Origin of the sequence: Actinomycetospora callitridis (assembly GCF_028737265.1) — a bacterium.
Classification (GTDB): Bacteria; Actinomycetota; Actinomycetes; order Mycobacteriales; family Pseudonocardiaceae; genus Actinomycetospora; species Actinomycetospora callitridis.
Map to the genome: position 1 here is coordinate 1 of NZ_JAQZAK010000017.1, position 16,044 is coordinate 16,044.

Here is a 16,044-nt window from a genome sequence, read left to right on the forward strand (position 1 = left end):
CCCACCCGCCCGGCCAGGACCGCGCCCACCAGCGACCCGGTGGCGGCGGCCACCAGCAGCACCGGGCCACGCCGGTGCCGGCGTCGCCAGGCCACCGCGCCGGCGATGATCCCGAAGGACGCGACGAGCAGGACGTGGATCGCCACGGCGTCGAAGGCGTGGTCGGCCTCCCCCGCCGGCGAGCCCGTCCCCGCGCCGGGCAGGGCGACGACGTGCACGACGGGCGCCAGCAACGCCCACAGCGCGCCGAGCGGGAGCCCGATCACGACGAGGATCGCGGCGTAGCGCAGCGCCCCCGGGAGATCCCCGCGCAGCTCGGCCCGCTCGAGCCGGCCCGTCGGCTCGAGGGGCAGGAAGTCGTCCACGGTCATGGTCGAGCTCCGCTCCGCTGCGTCTCCCGGATCGACGGCCGTCACGCGAACCCGTTCGTCCCCGCCGACTCCCCGTGCCGGCTGCACCGCGCGGTCCAGCCGACGGGGTCGACCTGCACGACCATCCGCCGCGCACACACCGGACAGTGCCGCGGCGGGTCGACGGTGGCGAGCCGTCGCTCGCACCCGGCGTGGTCGCCCTCGGCGCGAGCGCCCCCGCACCAGGCGCAGAAGGGCTGTGCCCCGGCGTCGGCGGCGGGCGGCTCCACGACGGCGCTCACAACGTGTCGTTCAGGGCCTTGATCGGCATCTTGAGGGTCTCGAGCATGTCGAGGTCCTGCTCGGCCGGGCGCCCGAGGTTGGTCAGGTAGTTGCCGACGATGATCGCGTTGACCCCGCCGAGCATCCCCTGCTCAGCCCCCAGGTCGCCCAGGGTCAGCTCCCGGCCGCCGGCGAAGCGCAGCACGGTGCGCGGCAGCGCGAGGCGGAACGCGGCGACGGTCATGAGCGCGTCCGCGCCCTGGGGCACCTCGAGGTGCGCGAACGGGGTGCCCGGGTTCGGGATGAGGAAGTTCAGCGGCACCTCGTCGGGCTCGAGCGCCGCGAGCTGCACCGCGAACTCCGCGCGCTGCGCCAGCGTCTCGCCCATGCCCACGATCCCGCCGCAGCAGACCTCCATGCCGGCCGCGCGCACCATCTGCAGGGTCTCCCAGCGCTCCTCCCAGGAGTGCGTGGTGACGACCTCGGGGAAGTGCGAGCGGGCGGTCTCGAGGTTGTGGTTGTACCGGTGCACACCCATGGCGGCGAGCTCGTTCACCTGGTCCTGGGTGAGCATCCCCAGCGAGCAGGCGACGTTGATGTCGACCTCGGCGCGGATCGCGGCGATCCCCGCGCGCACCTGCTCCATGAGCTTCGCGTCCGGCCCGCGGACCGCGGCGACGATGCAGAACTCGGTGGCCCCGGTCTTGGCGGTCTGCTTGGCCGCCTCGACCAGCCGGTCCTTGTCCAGCCACGCCGCACGCACCGGGGACTCGAACAGCCCCGACTGCGAGCAGAAGTGACAGTCCTCGGGGCAGCCGCCGGTCTTGAGGGACACGATGCCCTCGACCTCGACCTCCGGCCCGCACCAGCGCATCCGGACGTCATGGGCGAGCTTCAGCGCCTCCTCGAGGCGCTCGGTCGGCAGCGACAGGACGGCCAGGACCTGGTCCTCGGTGAGGCCCACCCCCCGCTCGAGCACCTGCTCGCGGGCGACGGCGAGCACGTCCCCGGATACGACGGCCGAGCTCTCCTCGACGCCGTCGCCGCCCGTCTCCTCACCGGTCCCGCCGGTCTCCACGGCCGTCACGCAGGGCTCCCTTCGTCGGACACGGTGTCGCGGGACGTCCGTGCCGACGCGGCCGCGATCACGACCATGATCGCACCGCACCGCCCGTGCCCGTCCCGCGCCGCAGTGTGCCTCACGATGCTCCGGACGGGGACCACCCACCACCGAGGACGGGACCGATCCCACACCGCGCCGCGGCGAGCAGGGCGTCCCGGTCGGCCCCGCCCAGACCGGCGGGCAGGACCCCGAGCAGCGGTGCGCCGGTGACGCGCGGCAGGTCCTCGAGGTTGGTCCGCTCGGCGAGGTCGGGGTCGGCCGGATAGGCGCCGACGACGACGCCGGCCAGCGGGATCCCGCGACGGGCGAGGGCCTCGGCCGTCAGGGCCGCGGTGTTGAGCACCCCGAGCCCGGCGCTCGCGACGAGCAGGACGGGCGCGTCGAGGCCGGCGGCGACGTCGGCGAGGGTCTCGTTCAGGTCGTTGAACCGCACGAGCAGACCGCCGGCGCCCTCGACGATCACGAGGTCGGCGTCCAGCTCGCCCACCGCGTCCACGACCTGCGCCGCCATCACCGGCGTCGCGCCGGCCCGCCGGACGGCGGTGGCCGGGGCGAGCGGCTCGGGGTAGCGGGCGAGCTCGACGGTGTCGACGGGCCCGGCGAGGCGCACGACCTCGGCGAGGTCGCCGTCGTCGGCGGGCCCGACCCCGGTCTGCGCCGGCTTCACCACCGTGACCCGCTCCCCCGCCGCGCGGGCGAGGGCGGCGATCGCGGCGACGACCACGGTCTTGCCGACGTCGGTGCCCGTGCCGGTGACGATCAGGGTCCGCACGCCGCGGGAGCCTAGGTGCAGGCCCAGCGGTGAGGGGTCAGACGGTGGTCAGCACCCGGACCGCGCGCCGGCCCGCGTCGTCGTGCAGGGCGGCGCACGAGCAGAACGGCCGGACGTGCGACAGCGGGTCGCCGTCGGGCACCGGTGCCCGGCACGGGCCGACGACCTCGGAGAACAGCGTGCTGCCCGGCCGGGCGCGGATCTCCAGGGTCAGGCCGGCCGGCTCGGGATCGCTGCCGCGGCAGGCCAGCACGGCGGCCTCGTGCACGGCGAGCACCGCGGCGCGCACGGCGTCGCCCTCCAGCCCGGCCCGGCCGGCGACGTCGGCCACCCGGCGGCGCACCTCGGCCAGATCCCCGGTCCCGTCGACCTCGAGCCGCGCCGCCACCGTCCCCCAGAGCGCGGCCGGCGTCGGGCTGGCCGGGGCGGGGGTGCGGTAGGCGGCGTTGTCGGCGGGGCCGGCCGTCGTCGCCAGCAGCGGGTGGGTGCGCCGGGCGACGGCGAGCAGGTCGGGGTCGAGGTCGCGCCGGCAGCAGCAGATCAGCGTCAGGGGCAGGTCGCCGAGGACGAGGTTCACCGCGTCCTCGCCGAACCCGCAGTCCGGCGCCGACATCGTCGCCGGGTACTGGCCCAGCACCGTCGTGCGCCGGTCCGGGCGGGCCCAGCCCCGCACGGTGGCGAGGAACCCCGGCGCCGACGGCGGGAGCAGCGACGACGGCGGCGGGAAGGTGACGCCCTCGGCGTCGTCGCCCAGCGCCTCGCGGAAGGCGCGCACGGTGCGGCGGTCGACGACGAGGCGGACGTCGTCGCCGGCCTCCAGGGCCCGCCGCACCACGCCGACGGCGCTGTCGACGAGGTCCTCGGGGCCGTCGTGGAGCAGCCCGAGGTGGACGAGCCCGGGGCCGGTCACCGCGCGTCCTCGCTCTCGCGCACGGACACCGGTCGCCCGACCGCGTCGAAGAGCCTGCGCAGGAACCGCGGGCCGCCGTGCAGCACCATCTGCTGGCCGTCCGGGGCCGAGCGCGCCGCGAGCATCAGGATCTGGGCGCAGGCGACGTCCATGAAGTCGATCGCGGAGAGGTCGACGTGCAGGTCGGTGCACTCGTCGCGCCGGCGGGCGGCGCGCAGCGCCCCGTGCACCGCGGCGCCGAAGCGGCGGGCGACGTGGGCGTCGAGGTCACCGCGCGGGCTCCAGATCCCGGCGTCGTCCGCGGTGGCCGACCAGAACCCGTCGACGACGTCGCGGTGGTGGACGGCGACGGTCTCCCACACCGAGGTCTCGCTCTCGAGGGGGACGCTGAGCTGGCAGAGCAGCCGCACCGGCCACCGCTGGGCGAGGGCGTCGAACCCGGCCTCCCAGGTGACGTACTCCGAGACGAGCGCCGGGTTGTCGGCCATGGGGAGCTCGGGGCTCTCCTGGGTCATGGCGATCGTGGGCCACTGGTCGTCGAGGGCCCGCTCGACCTCGCCGCGGTAGAGGCCGATCACGCCGTCCGCGGTGCCGCCGGAGCGCTCGATCGCGGTCGGGATGTCGAGGAACTCCATCTGCCCGGAGACGAGCGCGTCGCGGGCACCGCGCGGGCCCGCCGGCCCGGTGAGCCAGTGCTGGTCGGGCCGGCGACCGTCGGGCAGCCAGCCCTTGTAGAAGACCTTGGAGCCGTGCGCGAGCTCCCGCTCGACCCAGGACGCGGTACCCCGCCGCCCCTGGTCGACGGCGTCGGCGACGTTGAGCGTGTGGCGCGAGGCCGGGACGTCCAGGTCGGGGCGCGCGCGCAGCGGTGCGGTCACGCGTCCCCCTCTGCTGCCCGGTGCTCGCCCGAGAGGGTACCGCGCCACCACGGTGCGTGACGAGTCGATCGACGCTCGGTGGTGCCCGGTGCGGCCGGTCGGGGCCTCGTCAGGGGCCGGACGCGACCGGTCCCAGGACCTTGTGGAGCACCTGGTCGACGAGCGCGAGATCGTCGGCGGTCAGGTCGGCCCGGGCCGTGAGCCGTAGCCGCGAGGTGCCCGGGGGCACCGACGGCGGGCGGAAGCAGCCGGCGCGCAGGCCGTGCTCGGCGCAGGCCGCGGCGGCGGTGAGGGCCACGACCGGGTCACCGAGGACGACGGGCACCATCGCCGCGGTGGGCGCCGGGACGTCGACGCCGGGGGCCGCCGCGCGGGCGGACGCCGCCACCGACGCGGCCGCCGCGTGCAGCGCCGCGACCCGTTCGGGCTCGGCGCGCACGACCTCGAGGGCCGCGAGCGCCGCACCGACCGCGGCCGGGGCGAGGCCCGTGTCGAAGATGAACGGGCGGGCGGCGTCCACGAGGTGCTCGGTGACGGCGCGGGCGCCCAGCACCACCCCGCCCTGGCTGCCCAGCGACTTCGACAGCGTGGCGGTCAGCACGACGTCGGGTGCGCCGGCGAGACCGGCCTCGGCGAGCGTGCCGCGCCCGCCCGGCCCGCGGACGCCCAGCCCGTGGGCGTCGTCGACGACCAGCACGGCGCCGCGTTCCCGGCAGACCGCGTAGAGCTCCGCGAGCGGCGCGATGGCCCCGTCGACGCTGTCGACGCCGTCGACGACCACCAGCGCGCGGGCCTCGTGGCGCGCGGCGAGCACGGCGTCGACGGCCGCGGGGTCGGCGCACCGGGCGACCTCGACCCGCGCTCGGGAGAGCCGCGCGGCGTCCACGAGCGAGGCGTGGGCGGCGACGTCGGAGACGACGAGCGCGCCGCGCCCGCTCAGCGCGGTGACCGCCCCGAGGTTGGCGGTGTAGCCCGACGAGAACACCAGCGCCGCCTCGCTGCCGGTGAATGCGGCGAGGGCGTCCTCGAGGTCGGCGTGCAGCCGCGTGGTGCCGGTGACGAGGCGCGAGCCGGTCGACCCGGCGCCCCACGTCCGCAGCGCCGCGGCGGCGGCCTCGACGACACGGGGGTCGCGGGCGAGGCCCAGGTAGTCGTTCGACGCGAGGTCGACCACGGGGTCGTCGGCCTCCCGCGGACGCAGCGTGCGCCGGAGCCCGGCCTCCGCGCGCGCCGCCGCCGTCTCCTCCAGCCACGCGCCCAGCCAGCCCACGGCCGCCACCTTAGGCGCCCTACGTGAGCGATGTTCCCGGCTGTAGCCGGGAACATCGCTCACGGGTGAGGGCCGGTCAGACCGGGTCGGGGGTCGGGAAGGCGGCGGTGACGGGGTCGCCCGGGGTGCCCGCGGCGCCGGCGCCCAGGCGGTCCCGCGACGCGGGGACGAAGCGGTCGCCGTCGAGCACCGACATGCGCGCCGTGGCGATGTCGAAGTACAGCCCGACCAGCCGCACCCGGCCCTCCGCGAGGGCGCGGGCGACAGTCGGGTGCCGCGCGAGGCGGTCGAGCTGGACCGCCACGTTGACCATCGCCAGCTGGTCGACGTCCGAGGCGCCGCGGGCCGCGGCCGGCGCCGCCACCGGGTGGCCCGCGCGCCACCGGTCGATGCTCTCGTCGGCACCGTCGAGCCACCGCCCGAGCACGCCGTCGCCGCCGGTGCCGTGCAGGGCCGCGGTCATCGCGCCGCAGCCGGAGTGCCCGCACACCACGAGCGTCGGCACCTCGAGCGCGTCGAGGGCGTACTCCACCGACGCGCCCACGGAGGCGTCGGCGCCGGTGCCGACCGGGGCGAGGTTGCCGACGTTCCGGACGGTGAACAGGTCGCCGGGCCCGCTCGAGGTCAGCACGTTCGGCACGACCCGCGAGTCCGAACAGGTCAGGAACAGCGCGTACGGGGACTGGCCGTCGGCGAGGTCCGACAGGTACGGCGCGACGAGGCCGGCGGCGCGGCGGTGGTACTCCCGCAGGCCCGTGAGGATCGGGTCATCGGGATCCTCGCCGGCGTCGAGCGCGTGGCCGTGCCCGCCGCCGGTCGCCTCGTGCCCCGCCTGCCACACCGCCCACGGGCTCAGGAACCGCGGCACGGGCCCGGGACGCCGGGCACCCGGGCCGCCGGACGACACCGTGCGCCGGTCGAGCAGGCCCATCGACCCGACCTCGTCGACGCGGACGTGCCCGCCGCCCCGCTCGTGGCGCTCGATCCACTCCGAGAGGTGGTCGTAGGCGGCGTGGTCAAGGTAGTCGGTGACGAGGTCGACGACCACGGGCGCCCCGGCGGGCACCTGGCCCAGCCGGCGGGCCAGGCGCGGGATCGACGGGAAGCACAGCGCGCCCTCGACGACGACGTGCCACGGACGTTCCCCGTCGAGACGGTCGTCGGCCGCCGGCCCCTGGACCTCGATCGACGCCCACACGACGCGGCGCAGCACCAGCAGCAGCGCGAGCGCCAGCCCGGCGACGACGCCGGTGAGCAGGTCGGTGACCACGACCCCGAGGATCGTCACGACGTACACCGGCAGCTCGCCGTGGCGGTGCAGCTCCCGCATGTGCGCGAGCTTCACCAGCCGCGCGCCGATCACCACGAGCAGCCCGGCGAGCACGGCCATCGGGATCTGCTGGACGAGCCCGAGCAGCGCCACCGAGAAGACGACGATCCAGACGCCGTGCAGGACCGCCGACGCGCGGCTCTTCGCGCCCGCCGCGACGTTCGTCGAGCTGCGGACGATGACGCCGGTGATCGGCAGGCCGCCGAGCAGCCCGGAGAGCGTGTTGCCGGCGCCCTGGCCGATGAGCTCGCGGTCGAGGTCGGACTTCGCCCCGGCGTGCATGCGGTCGACGGCGACGGCCGAGAGCAGGCTCTCGACGCTCGCGATGATCGCGATGGTCAGGACGCCGACCGCGAACGCGCCCCACTGCCCCTCGGGCAGCACCGGCGGGGTGATCGCCTCGAGCAGCGAGCCACCGATCTCGACCCGCTCGACGGGCATCGCGAACAGCCCGGCCACGGCGGTGACGAGGACGACGGCGAGCAGCGGCGCGGGGACGCCACGCACCCAGCCGGGCAGGCTCGTCGGCAGCCGCGGCCAGATCAGCAGGATCGCGATGACGGCGAGGCCGAGCGCGGTCGCGGGACCGTGCAGGGAGATCAGCTGCCCGGGCAGCTCGAGGACGTTCGCGATCGCGTCGTCCTGCTGCTCGCCGCCGAGGACGACGTGCAGCTGACCGAGCACGATGGTCACGCCGATGCCCGCGAGCATCCCGTGCACGACGGCCGGGGAGATCGCCAGCGCCGCGCGGCCGGTCCGCGTCAGACCGAACAGCACCTGCAGCAGCCCCGCCGCCACGGTGATCGCGCAGGTCACGCCCCAGCCGAAGCGGCCGACGAGGTCGGCGACGACGACGGTGAGGCCCGCCGCGGGTCCGCTGACCTGCAGCGGGGAGCCGCCGAGGGCGCCGGCGACGAGACCGCCGACGGCGGCGGCGATCAGCCCCGCGGTCAGCGGGGCGTCCGAGGCCACCGCGATGCCCAGCGAGAGCGGCACGGCGACGAGGAAGACGACGAGTGAGGCGGGGACGTCGGCGCGCAGCTTCTCGCGCCAGGAGGGGCTGTCCCGCTCGGGGACGGTGGTCGCTCCGGTGGTCATGGGTCCTCCGTCGGGGGCCGTGGACCGGCCCGGCGGGGGTGATCTGTGTCGATCACCGGGGGCTCGGGGTGCGCTCGCGGGTCCGGGGAACGGTGTTCACCCGGAGTCACCGGCCGGGCGTCGTCGCCGCGGGCCGGAGGCGCTGCGCTCACTGTGCCCTACCGACCGCCGCGCCCGGTGCGACCGCGAAGTTGATCGTTACGTTCGGTTCTGATCAGCAGCATCGAGGCGGTACCGCGAGTCCCTCGTCCGGGTGTGATCCCGCTCCGAGAAGGACATCCCGCATTGATCATGCACGGTCGGTCCGTGCCCGCCCGAGCGGCTCGCTACGCCGAGCGGGTGAAGTGGGACGAATCGGACGAGGAGGACGAGCGTGTCGCAGCGCCTCATCCGCATCTCATCGCGGTCTCACACCGGCGTCACGCTGCGTTCACATCGCCGCTCACCCGGCACCGGCGGCGGCGACCATCGCCTCCCCGATGCGGAGCACGTCGTCGGCGGGCGTGACGTAGGGCGGCATGGCGTAGACGAGGTCGCGGAAGGGGCGCAGCCACACCCCGACGCCCTCGGCCGCGGCCTGGGCGGCGGGCACGTCGACGGGGTGGTCGAGCTGCACGACGCCGATCCCGCCGAGCACCCGCACGTCGCGCACCCCCGGCAGCCCGCGCGCGGGCGCGAGCGCCTCCCGCAGGCCGGCCCCGAGGCCCGCGACCTCGCCCGCCCAGTCCCGTCGCAGCAGCTCGTCCACGCTCGCGGCGGCCACGGTGGCGGCCAACGGGTTGGCCATGAAGGTCGGGCCGTGCATGAGCCCCCCGGCCTCCCCCTCGCTGACGGCGGTGGCGACCGCGGAGGTGCAGAGCGCGGCGGCCATCGTCAGGTAGCCGCCGGTGAGGGCCTTGCCCACGCACATCACGTCCGGCGAGACCCCGGCCTGCTCGGCCGCGAACAGCGTGCCGGTGCGCCCGAAGCCGGTGGCGATCTCGTCGAACACCAGGACCAGGTCGTGGGCGTCGGCGATCTCCCGCAACGTGCGCAGGTGCCGGGGGTCGTGGAAGCGCATGCCACCCGCGCCCTGCACGACGGGCTCGACGACGATGCCCGCCAGCTCGCCGGCGTGGGCCTCGGCGACGGAGCGCAGGTGCTCGTCGTAGGCGGGGTCGAACATTGACGGTGGACGGTCGGCGAACACCTGTCGCGGCAGGAACCCGCTCCAGGCGGCGTGCATCCCGCCCTCGGGGTCGCACACGCTCATCGCGGCGAACGTGTCGCCGTGGTAGCCGCCGCGCCAGGTCATCATCCGTGTCCGGTCGGGGCGCCCGCGGGCCCGCTGGTACTGCAGGCACATCTTGATCGCGACCTCGATCGACACCGAGCCCGAGTCGGCGAGGAACACGTGCTGCAGCGGCTCGGGGGTGATCGCGACGAGCCGCTCGGCGATCGCGACGCCGGGGTCGTGCGTGAGGCCGCCGAACATCACGTGGCTCATCGATCCCGTCGCGCGGACCACGGCGTCGTCGAGCGCGGGGTGCCGGTACCCGTGCACCGAGGCCCACCACGACGACATGCCGTCCACCAGCTCGCGGCCGTCGTCGAGGGTGAGCCGCACGCCCTGCGCCGACCGGACGACCAGCGGGTCGCTCCGCCCGGGCATCGGGCCGTAGGGGTGCCAGACGTGGGCCCGGTCGAGCTCCCGCAGGGACGCGGCGGGGACTGGGCCAGAGGTGACCGGCGACGTCATCCGCGCACCGTAACGGCGAGCCGATCGGCGAGCCTTAGGATCACGGGGATGTCCACCGCCGATCAGAGCGAGCCCGAGGAGCGGCCCGACCCGTTCTCACGGCGTCGCGAGGTCGCGGCCACGAGCGCGCGCTCCCTGCTGATGACGGTGCTCGGCGAGGTCGTGCTGCCGGCCGGACGGCCCGTGTGGACCCAGACCGTCGTCGACGTCCTCGGCCTCGTCGGGGTGGAGGAGAAGTCCGCACGTCAGGCGCTCGCCCGCACGGCGGCCGACGGGATGCTCACCTCGGAGCGGGTCGGGCGCCGGGTCCGGTGGGACCTCTCCCCCTGGGGGCACGGGCTGCTCACCGAGGGCGCGGCCCGTATCTACGCGCACGGACGGGCCCGCCCGGCGTGGGACGGGCGCTGGCTCGTGGTCGTCGCCAGCGTCCCCGAGCAGCAGCGCGCCCGCCGTCACCGGCTCCGCACCCGCCTGGCCTGGGCCGGGCTGGGCTCACCGGCCGCGGGGATGTGGGTCTCGACGGACACCGGGCGGCTCGCCGAGGTCCGCGAGGTCCTCGCCGAGATCGACCCGGCCGACGCCCACGTGATCACCGGCGAGTACGAGGGCGGACTGTCCTCCACCGAGCTCGCGACGCGCGCCTGGGACCTCGGCGACCTCGCGGCCCGCTACGACGACTTCGTCGCCCGCTTCGCCGACCTCTCGCCCGCCACCGACGCCGAGAGCCTCGCCGCGCAGGTGCGCCTCGTCGACGCCTGGCGCCGGTTCCCGTTCCTCGACCCCGGGCTCCCGGACGATCTCCTGCCCGACGCCTGGGTGGGCCACCGCGCCGCCGAGGTGTTCCACGGCCGGCACGCCGAATGGGCCCCGGGCGCGATGCGCGCAGCCGGGGCCCTCGGCCTGTAGTGCCCGTCCGCTACTGGATCCAGATCGTCTTCGCGTTGACGAACGACTGGGGCCCGAAGCTCGCGAGCTCGCGGCCGTAGCCGGAGTTCTTCGCCCCGCCGAACGGCACCTCGGGCGTCGACTCGGTGACCTTGTTGATGTACACCATGCCCGACTCGACCTCGTTGGCGAAGCGCTCCTTCTCGGCCTCGTCCGTGGTCCAGGCGCTGCCGCCCAGCCCGAAGTCGGAGTCGTTGGCGATCCGGATCGCGTCGTCGGCGTCACGGGCGCGGAACACGAGCGCCACCGGCCCGAACAGCTCCTCGCGGTAGGCGCGGGCGTCCTTCGGGATGTCGGCGAGGACCGTCGGCGGGTACCAGTTGCCCGGGCGGTCGAGGCGCTCGCCGCCGGTCAGCAGCCGCGCGCCTGCCTTGATCGAGTCCTGCACCTGCTCGTCGAGGTCGGTGACGCCGTTGCCCTGCGACATCGGCCCGAGGTCGGTGTTCTCCTCCATCGGGTCGCCGATCGTCAGCGACTCCATCTTCTCCACGAGCTTCTGGGTGAACTCGTCGGCGATCTGCTCGTGGACGATGAACCGCTTCGCGTTGATGCAGGACTGGCCGTTGTTGAGCATGCGGCTGCTCACGGCGGACGTGACGACGGCGTCGAGGTCCTCGACCGACGGCATCACGATGAACGGGTCGCTGCCGCCGAGCTCCAGCACGCTGGTCTTGACGTTCTGGCCGGCGCGGGCGCCGACCTCGCGGCCCGCGGGCTCGCTGCCGGTCAGCGTCACGGCGCGCACGCGGTCGTCGTCGATGATCCCCTCGATCACCGAGGAGCCCACGAGCAGCGTCTGGAACGCGCCGTCGGGGAAGCCCGCGCGGGTGAGGACGTCCTCGATGGCCATGGCCACCTGTGGGACGTTCGACGCGTGCTTGAGCAGGCCCACGTTGCCCGCCATGAGCGCCGGGGCCGCGAAGCGCAGCACCTGCCAGTACGGGAAGTTCCACGGCATGATCGCCAGGACCGGCCCGAGCGGCTGGTAGCGGGTGAAGATCCGCGCGTTCTCCGACGCGTTGGCCGGCTTCGGCCACTCGACGTCGGCGAGGTCCTCGGCGGCGTGGTCGGCGTACCAGCGGCAACCCAGGGCGCACTTCGTGACCTCGGCCTTGGCCGCCGCGAAGGTCTTGCCCATCTCGAGGGTGGCGAGCTCGGCCAGGCGCTCGTTCTCCGCGTCGAAGATGTCGGCGGCGGCGTGCAGCCACCCGGCGCGCTGCTCGAACGTGGTGTCCCGATAACTCTGGAACGCGTCCCACGCGCGCTGGAGCTTCTCCTCCAGCTGCTCGGACGTGAGGGCGTCGAACTCCTTGACGGTCTCCCCCGTGGCGGGGTTCGTCGTTGCGATGGCCATGACCTCGATTACCCCGCTCGCCCCGCCGGGCAATCCCCGACGCTCCGGACCTCAACGACGTCCACGGGCGCCGGCCGGCGTTCCGCCCGGGCCAGGGCGAGCGCGAGGACCGCGGCGACCACCCCGGCCGCCGTGAGCAGCAGCCAGCCGTCGCGCACCAGCCCGAGCTCCTCGGGACGCCCGGTGGTGCCGGTACCGATCACCGACACCAGCAGCGCGACGCCGAGCACCGAGCCGACCTGGCGGGCGGTGTTGATGAGGGACGAACCGCTGCCCCACCGGTGCGCGGGCAGCGCCGACCCGACCACCGACGACAGCGTCGGCAGCATGAGCCCCACCCCGATCCCGGTGGCGATCTGGCCGGGCAGCATGCCCCCCAAGTACCTGGACAGGGCGTAGTCGGGCTCGACGCCGAGGTGCAGGGCCCACCACGCCGGTCCCGCGGCGAAGAACAGCCCGCCGACGGCCGCGACGCGGCCGATGCCGAACCTCGCGGTCAGCCGGCCCGAGAGGCGCGCGACCCCGACGACCACCGCCGGGCCCACCGCGAGCGCGAGCCCGGCGACCGGCGCCGACCAGCCCCACGTGCCGGTCAGGTAGAGGACGTTGACGACGAGCATGCCGGCGAAGCCGGTGGTGAACGCGACCATCGTGAGCGCGGCGAGCCCGACCACCGGGGTGCGGACGACGGTGAGGTCGATCGCCGGGACCGGGTGCCGGCGCGACCGCGCGACCACCCCGGCGAGCCCGACGACGGCCACCGCCAGGCCCACGATCACGGGCACCGACGCCCAGCCGAGGTCGGGCGCGCGGACCAGCGCGTAGGCCAGCGCGCCCACGCCGACGACGAGCCCGACCGCGCCGAGGACGTCGGGCCGGCCGGCGCCCTCGACGACGTTGTCCGGCAGCACCCGGAACCCCCACACCAGGGCCACCAGCCCGACCGGCACGTTGACGAGGAACACCCAGTGCCAGGACGCCTCGACGAGCAGGCCGCCGAGCGGGGGTCCGAGCGCGGCGGCGACCGCGCCGATCGAGGCCCACGCCCCGACCGCGTACCCGCGGCGCTCGGCGGGGTAGGCCGCGAGCAGCAGCGACAACGACGTCGGCGTGACGAGCGCGGCGCCGAGGGCCTGCACCGCCCGCGCGGCGACGAGCAGTCCGACCGACGGTGCGACCGCGCAGGCGATCGAGGCGGCCGTGAACACCGCGAGCCCGACGAGGAAGACCCGGCGGTGCCCGACACGGTCGGCCAGGCGCCCCGCGAGGGCGAGGAAGGCCGCGAACACCACCGTGTAGCCGTTGAGGACCCAGGAGATGTCGCCGAGGTCCGTGCCCGGGAAGTCGGCCCGGATGTCGGGGAAGGCGATGTTGACGATGAACAGGTCGAGGCTCGAGAGGAAGGCCGCGGCCGACGTGATGAGCAGGACGGTGCGCGGGGACGTGGTCATCGGTCCCCGATCGCGGCGTCGACGAGGCGTCGGGCGAGGTCGACGGCGGCGTCCGCCCCGATCCGTCCGTCCAGGCGGCGTCGGTAGGCGGCCTGCAGGAACAGGCCGTCGACGATCAGCCACAGCTCCTCGGTGAGGCGCTCGGGATCGGCGACGTCGAGGGCCGCGACCTGCGCGGCGAGGTCCTCGCGCGTGGCGGCGAGGAAGTCGCGGGCGACACCGGCGGGTGTGGGGGCGGCGTCGTCGCCGGTGTCGGTCTCGGCGCTGCCCGTCTCGTCCGGGAACTCCGCGAGGTAGTTGCGGAACGCGCACCCGCGGAAGCGGGGGTGCTGCACCAGGGCGGCGACCTCGGCGACGGTGGCGATCAGCTGCGAGCGGGCGTCGCCGTCCGCGGACTCCCGGGCCCGCCGGGCACCGGCGATCCGGAACTCCTGCGCGCGCTGCAGGTACGCCGCGACGAGGTCGGACTTCGTCGGGAAGTGCGAGTAGAGCAGGTTCTTGCCGGTGCCGGCCTCGGTGATGATCTGGTTCATCCCGACGGCCCGGACGCCGTGCTCGTAGAACAGCCGCGACGCGGTGGTGAGGATGCGCTCCCGGGTGCCGGGTGCGGGCGTCCGTGCCACGACCGCTCCTTCCCTCTGCGGGACCACGCGGTCCCGGACCGATCGGTCCCCCACCGCGGACAGTACACGGCCCGGGCAGTCCCGGTCAGACGCGGTGGGGCGGGGTGTCCAGACCGGGATAGACGCGGCGGGCGTGCTCGCCGAGCACGCCCGCGGTCAGCTCGTCGCCGAGGCCGAGCTCGCGGATCGCCGCGATGTTGCGGGCCGGGTCGGCCGACGGCGCGTCCGTGCCGAACACCGACTTGGCGGCGACGCGGTCGAAGCCGAAGCGCTCGTAGTACCCGGGCAGCTTGCGCGGGGGCAGGCCGGCGAGGTCGAGCCACACGTTCTCGCGGGTGAGCGCGAGCGACGCCGCGGCGTCGTAGCTCCAGCCCCGCCCGCCGTGGGCGAGCACGAGCGTGAGGTCCGGGAAGTCGCGCAGCACGTCGTCGAGGATCACGGGGTCGCCGTAGCGGGCCGTGGCGCCGGGGAACGTCGACGGCCCGGTGTGCACGATCACCGGGACGCCGCGTTCGACGCACCGTGCGTAGGCCGGGTAGAGCTGGGGGTCGTTCGGGGCGATGCCGGCGTGCACGGGGTGGACCTTGAGCGCGACCGCCCCGAGGTCGAGCTGGCGATCGACCTCCCGGGCCACCGGGTGGTGGACGTGCGGGTTGACGTTGGCGACGATCCGGAACCGCTCCGCGTCCGCGTCGACCAGCGGCAGCATGTCCTCGATCGTCTGCCACCCGGTCGCCTTGGGCGAGTACTCGCAGAACAGCAGCACGCGGTCGACGCCGGCCGCGGCGAACAGCTCCGAGACCTTCTCCGGGATCGCCGCGCCCTCGCTGTCGTAGGCCGCCGCCCACGCGCCCGTGTCCCCCGCGGGACCGATCCACTGGTCCCACGGCACCTTCAGACGCGCGAGGTGGGCGACGTGGACGTGGGCGTCGACGATCACGGGCTCATCCTGCCCTGCCGGGCGGTGCCCGCTCGCCCGCGCTCCCGGTACGGAGTCAGGGGAGCACGCCGAGAGGGCTAGTCGAAGAGGTCCGGGTCGGTCCGGACGACCTCGTCCCACAGCGGCTGGAACGAGAACCAGCCGGCGTAGGCGGTGCCGGTCTGCTCGGCGGAGAACTTGGCGTTCACGTGGTCGATCTGCGTCGGCGTCCCGGCGGCCTCGGCCAGCAGCTGGGCCTGGCAGTTGCGCTCGGTGTTGATGAACCACCACGCGGCCTCGGCCACCGTCTGCCCGACGGCGAAGATCCCGTGGTTCTGGTGGAAGACCATCTTGCGGCCGGTCAGGCCGGTCGCGAGCGCGCGTCCGACCTCCGGGTCGAGCACGACGGCTCCGCGTCCCTCGGTGACGACGCCGTGGTTCTCGTAGAGCGTGCAGGCGTCCTGGGTGATCGGGTCGAGCGGGCGGGCCAGCGACGACCACGCCTTGCCGTACACCGAGTGCGCGTGCGCGGCGGCCACGACCTCCGGGTGCGCGTGGTGCACCGCGGAGTGGATGACGAAGCCCGCCTGGTTCACCGGCCGATTGCCGTGCACGATGTCGCCGTCGTGGTTCACCGCGATGAGGTCCGAGACGCGGATGTGCCGGAAGCTCATCCCGAACGGGTTGACCCAGAACATGTGCGGGTCCTCGGGGTCGCGGACCGTGATGTGGCCGGCGATGCCCTCCCCGAACCCGAAGCGCCCGAAGATGCGGAACGCGCCCGCGAGCTGCTGCTTGCGGTGCAGGCGCTCCTCGGCACTGGTCGCGAAGGTGGGCGGCTGCGGCATCGTGATGCCCTCCTGCGAGGGCTTGAAGGCCGACATCTCGTCCTTGGCGATCTCGTTGTCGGTGCTGCGATCCTGCGTGGGGGCGGCCATCCCTCGACCGTGCGCCGCGTTCCCGGCCCCGGTCAAGAGGCCGATGCTTGTCGGATGCTCAGG

At 74.9% G+C, this 16,044-nt stretch carries 15 protein-coding genes; 1 reads left to right on the plus strand and 14 read right to left on the minus strand.

The window, feature by feature from the left end; translation table 11 throughout:
* From PH191_RS29275 to PH191_RS29315, 9 genes are all read right to left on the minus strand, one after another.
* Window positions 1-371: DUF2567 domain-containing protein (locus PH191_RS29275; RefSeq protein ID WP_274198157.1), on the minus strand; the 371-nt coding region annotated here is incomplete at its 3' end.
* A 41-nt stretch (window positions 372-412) separates the two neighbouring features.
* Entirely contained in the window at window positions 413-652 is a 240-nt protein-coding gene (gene bsaP, locus PH191_RS29280) for a biotin synthase auxiliary protein BsaP (protein WP_274198158.1), read from the minus strand.
* Complete coding sequence (gene bioB / locus PH191_RS29285; RefSeq protein ID WP_274198196.1) at window positions 649-1,635, minus strand: biotin synthase BioB; 987 nt, start codon at window positions 1,633-1,635, stop codon at window positions 649-651. The genes bsaP and bioB overlap by 4 nt, the downstream gene beginning before the upstream one ends.
* Before the next feature lie 196 nt (window positions 1,636-1,831).
* Entirely contained in the window at window positions 1,832-2,527 is a 696-nt protein-coding gene (gene bioD, locus PH191_RS29290; protein WP_274198159.1) for a dethiobiotin synthase, read from the minus strand.
* 37 nt (window positions 2,528-2,564) lie between these two features.
* Window positions 2,565-3,437 carry a P-loop NTPase family protein gene (locus PH191_RS29295; RefSeq protein ID WP_274198160.1) on the minus strand — a complete coding sequence of 291 codons (873 nt, stop codon included), beginning with the start codon at window positions 3,435-3,437 and terminating at the stop codon, window positions 2,565-2,567.
* Window positions 3,434-4,315: an STAS domain-containing protein gene (locus tag PH191_RS29300; protein WP_274198161.1), complete on the minus strand. Its 882-nt coding sequence runs from the start codon at window positions 4,313-4,315 to the stop codon at window positions 3,434-3,436. Before PH191_RS29300 ends, PH191_RS29295 begins: the two co-directional genes overlap by 4 nt.
* Window positions 4,316-4,424: 109 nt before the next feature.
* Window positions 4,425-5,585, minus strand: coding sequence for an 8-amino-7-oxononanoate synthase (locus PH191_RS29305; protein WP_420791864.1), 1,161 nt, complete (start codon window positions 5,583-5,585; stop codon window positions 4,425-4,427).
* A 76-nt stretch (window positions 5,586-5,661) separates the two neighbouring features.
* A complete protein-coding gene (locus PH191_RS29310; protein ID WP_274198162.1) occupies window positions 5,662-8,013 on the minus strand; it encodes a bifunctional SulP family inorganic anion transporter/carbonic anhydrase in 2,352 nt (783 codons plus the stop codon).
* Between the two features lie 442 nt (window positions 8,014-8,455).
* Window positions 8,456-9,751, minus strand: a complete 1,296-nt coding sequence (locus PH191_RS29315) for an adenosylmethionine--8-amino-7-oxononanoate transaminase (protein ID WP_274198163.1) — start codon at window positions 9,749-9,751, stop codon at window positions 8,456-8,458.
* 48 nt (window positions 9,752-9,799) lie between these two features.
* Here PH191_RS29315 and PH191_RS29320 point away from each other — a divergent pair, with 48 nt between their 5' ends.
* Window positions 9,800-10,657, plus strand: a complete 858-nt coding sequence (locus PH191_RS29320) for a PaaX family transcriptional regulator (protein WP_274198164.1) — start codon at window positions 9,800-9,802, stop codon at window positions 10,655-10,657.
* Window positions 10,658-10,667: 10 nt separating this feature from the next.
* Here PH191_RS29320 and PH191_RS29325 read toward each other — a convergent pair whose 3' ends face one another.
* The 5 genes from PH191_RS29325 to PH191_RS29345 all read right to left on the minus strand — a co-directional run bounded on the left by PH191_RS29325 (window position 10,668) and on the right by PH191_RS29345 (window position 15,981).
* Window positions 10,668-12,050, minus strand: a complete 1,383-nt coding sequence (locus PH191_RS29325; protein WP_274198165.1) for an NAD-dependent succinate-semialdehyde dehydrogenase — start codon at window positions 12,048-12,050, stop codon at window positions 10,668-10,670.
* A gap of 8 nt (window positions 12,051-12,058) precedes the next feature.
* Window positions 12,059-13,501 (minus strand): MFS transporter, encoded by a 1,443-nt coding sequence (locus PH191_RS29330; RefSeq protein ID WP_274198166.1) that lies wholly within the window; start codon window positions 13,499-13,501, stop codon window positions 12,059-12,061.
* Window positions 13,498-14,124: a TetR/AcrR family transcriptional regulator gene (locus PH191_RS29335; RefSeq protein ID WP_274198167.1), complete on the minus strand. Its 627-nt coding sequence runs from the start codon at window positions 14,122-14,124 to the stop codon at window positions 13,498-13,500. The genes PH191_RS29330 and PH191_RS29335 overlap by 4 nt, the downstream gene beginning before the upstream one ends.
* 85 nt (window positions 14,125-14,209) lie before the next feature.
* On the minus strand, window positions 14,210-15,064 hold the full coding sequence (locus PH191_RS29340) for an amidohydrolase family protein (RefSeq protein ID WP_274198168.1): 855 nt from the start codon (window positions 15,062-15,064) through the stop codon (window positions 14,210-14,212).
* A gap of 77 nt (window positions 15,065-15,141) precedes the next feature.
* Window positions 15,142-15,981: a class II aldolase/adducin family protein gene (locus tag PH191_RS29345; protein ID WP_274198169.1), complete on the minus strand. Its 840-nt coding sequence runs from the start codon at window positions 15,979-15,981 to the stop codon at window positions 15,142-15,144.
* Window positions 15,982-16,044: the final 63 nt, after the last annotated feature.